Annotated in this window: 3 protein-coding genes; all 3 read right to left on the bottom strand. The window is 65.4% G+C overall.

The window, feature by feature from the left end; genetic code table 11:
- Positions 1-364 (bottom strand): Clp protease N-terminal domain-containing protein (locus DBR24_RS17105; RefSeq protein ID WP_305889048.1); only part of this gene is annotated, 364 nt, incomplete at its 3' end.
- Positions 365-366: 2 nt separating this feature from the next.
- Positions 367-1,392: a type VI secretion system baseplate subunit TssG gene (gene tssG, locus DBR24_RS17100; RefSeq protein WP_128615333.1), complete on the bottom strand. Its 1,026-nt coding sequence runs from the start codon at positions 1,390-1,392 to the stop codon at positions 367-369.
- Positions 1,356-1,833: type VI secretion system baseplate subunit TssF (locus tag DBR24_RS32555; protein ID WP_256591585.1), on the bottom strand; the 478-nt coding region annotated here is incomplete at its 5' end. The genes tssG and DBR24_RS32555, both read right to left, overlap by 37 nt.

The following is a 1,833-nucleotide window of genomic DNA, read 5'->3' as shown; positions in this document are numbered from 1 at the left end:
CATCACGGTCAATCAGTGCCAGCAATAACAACCCGGAACGAATGCTGTCGAGCCCCAGCACACTGGCCTGCACCACCGCATCTTCGAGCAGGCCCAAGGTGTGCGATGACAGCGCTGGCGTGCGCGTGCTGCCGGCCTTGAACAGGTCGAGTGCCTTGTTGATTTCCGCACTCAACGCATCCCGTTCCAGCCCGAAACGCGGCAGCAGAAAAGCAAAGTCGCCACCCTCGATGTCGAGCAATTCCAGCAGCAGGTGTTCGATCTCGACAAAGTGATGGCCGCGCTGCAAACAGCGTTGCGCGGCGCGTTCGAGGGCGCGGCGGTTGTCCGGGTTGAGGCGTCCGATCAGGCTGGCCAGTTCCATTTTCAGGTGATCTCCAGCTGACGCAGACGGGTTTCGATGCGTTGCACGGCAAGGCTGGCCTGGCGTTGCAGGCCGCCGTTCCAGCTCAGCAGCGTCGGCACCTGCCGGCCGAGTTTCAGCGGCCCGGCACCGCGCACCAGCAACACCAGTTTCACGTCCAGATCCGGGCCGAAATACAACGCGGCAAGGCTGGCCAGCGCCGGATGCACTTCGCCATCAGGCAGGAACCGTGCGGCCTGCGCCGACGGCAATGGCCCCAGTGTCAGGCGAATGCCGGCGTGCTCATCCCAGACCCGCGTGCCGGCCACCGCTGTACGGCCCAATTGCAGGTTGCGGCCGCCGGCCTGCATCAGGCTGCGGCTGGCCACTGGAATTTCGCGCCAGGCACCTTCGTAGGCACTCAGCGCGACCGGCACGGCAAACTGTTCGCGGACAATCGCCGCGAACCCGGCCAGCGACCGGCGGCCATCGGCGAACAACGCGGTGCAGGCCAGCACCGCGCAATCCGGCACGGCCTGGCGCTCCTGCAACGACTTGGGTAACAACCCGGTCAGTGCGCGCAATTGCGCCTGCACCGGCGACGCTCCCGGCGTGACGAAACCCAAGGCTATCCGGTGTTTGCGCATCACCTTGTACAGCAGGCTGAGCAGGCGATGCTGGAACAGATCGAGGAACTCGGCCGGCGCATGATCCTTGGCCCGGGCGCGTTGTTGCAGCCATTCCTGATAGGCGTAGGGCAGGGGGCCGTCGGGACCGCCGAGGCCGAACACCGGCGTGTCGAGGGTCAGCGGCTCGCCCGGCGCTTCGCGCAGGCTTTCGATCTGGCTGGCGGCGAACATCGGCGTCAACGGCCCACGCAGTTTCACCGCTTCGGCCTGGGGCGAAGTGCCGCTGCCGAGGGATTCCGCCTGCGGCTGTTCGCGCTCCAGCAGCAACAGCGCCTGCAACAACTCGAACGCCTGCGGATCGCGGCGCAGACGCTGGCTCAGGGTCAGAGCGACAGGGGCATGCCGGCTTGGGGTTGCCATGCCTTGACCTCCTTGTCGTCCTGTATCAATACCGTGCGCACAAAGCGATTGGCCGTGGCGTACAGCGAAAAGAACTGCGCCAGCACGGCGCAAAACAGCACCGCGCTACTGCCGACAAAGTGCTGCGGATCGAGCTGCACTTGCACCTCCAGACCATTGCGCCAACCGCGCCAGGCGTCAGCCCCGACGTGACCGATGATCCGCTCGGCATGCAGGCTCAACAGGCCTTCGATCTGGCGCAGGGCACTGGCTTCATCGCGCAGGTTGTGCAACTGCAGAATTTCTTTCAGCGCATCGAGCGCCTGTGGGCCTTCGACCAGTGACAGGTGATTGAGGGTCAGTTGCGACACCAGCCGCCAGCGTGAATCACCGTCCAGCCGTGGCAGACTTTGTGGACTGGGCGGGTTGCGCAGACGTGCCCAGGCCACCGGTCCTGGGCGC

The sequence above is a fragment of the Pseudomonas sp. HMWF006 genome, from assembly GCF_003061205.1.
GTDB classification, from domain to species: Bacteria; Pseudomonadota; Gammaproteobacteria; order Pseudomonadales; family Pseudomonadaceae; genus Aquipseudomonas; species Aquipseudomonas monsensis.
The sequence above is the reverse complement of the archived record's forward strand: the minus strand, read 5'-3'. Positions and strand labels throughout refer to the sequence as shown.

Excerpts from the sequence above, each read along its gene's own strand:
- tssG (WP_128615333.1), bottom strand. The coding sequence starts at position 1,392 with ATGGCAACCCCAAGCCGGCATGCCCCTGTCGCTCTGACCCTGAGCCAG.